Consider the following 508-nt stretch of genomic DNA (forward strand, 5'->3'; position numbering starts at 1 on the left):
GCGATGGCGGCACGCAGGCGGGCGGCGCGGTCGAACAGGGCGCGATCCAGGGCCGTGTCGTCGACGTCGCCCTCGTCGGAAAAATCCAGCGCCGCCTCGGCGGCGGCCAGGCAATCGATCGCCTCGTCGCGCCAGGCCGCGACCTGCCGGCCGAGGGCGCCGTCGAGCTGGCGCAGGGCCTGACGGCGCTGAGCCTCGGTCTCGGCCTCGATCAGGTCGGCGATGCCCTCGGCCTCGGTCAGGTCCATCCGGCCGTTGAGCACGGCCCGCCGGGTGAAGGCACCGGCTTCGGCCGGGCGGCAGCCGGGAAAGGCGGTGAGCGCGCGGATCACGCCGGCCCGCACCGCGACGCCGCCATGCAGGTGCAGCTCCGCCATGTCCTCGCCGGTGACCGTGCTCGGCCCCGGCATCCAGGCGATCAGCGCCCGGTCGAGGATGGCGCCGTCGGCGGGGTCGCGCAGCGTCCGCAGCGAGAGGCGGCGCGGCGCCGGCAGGGGGCCCGCAAGCG

1 pseudogene is annotated in these 508 nt (G+C 76.8%); it reads right to left on the reverse strand.

The features are described from left to right. Positions 1 to 508: pseudogene (locus FV223_RS29640) on the reverse strand (tRNA uridine-5-carboxymethylaminomethyl(34) synthesis GTPase MnmE); the annotation flags it as partial.

The sequence above is a fragment of the Methylobacterium sp. WL116 genome (assembly GCF_008039455.1).
GTDB lineage: Bacteria > Pseudomonadota > Alphaproteobacteria > Rhizobiales > Beijerinckiaceae > Methylobacterium.